The 216-nt window shown below is 69.0% G+C and carries 1 protein-coding gene; it reads right to left on the reverse strand.

What is annotated here, in order from left to right:
- The coding region (locus AC5WRT_RS39270) for a zinc-binding dehydrogenase (protein WP_496101132.1) at window positions 1–216 on the reverse strand (216 nt) is incomplete at both ends.

Below are 216 nucleotides of genomic sequence, written 5' to 3' on the forward strand. Positions count from 1 at the left end.
CCACCAGCGCCTTGAGCATCTGGCCGATCCGCTCGGGGCCGGCGTCCCAGAGGTCGAACGCCCGGTAGGTCACGCCGGGATGGGCGTTGCGGACCGTTTCCGCGTCGCGGATGTCGGTCTTGCCCATTTCCAGGAAACGGCCGCCACGCGGCAGCAACCGCAGCGAGGCGTCCACGAACTCACCGGCCAGCGAGTCCAGGACGACATCCACACCCT

This window comes from Streptomyces sp. NTD91 (assembly GCF_059510455.1).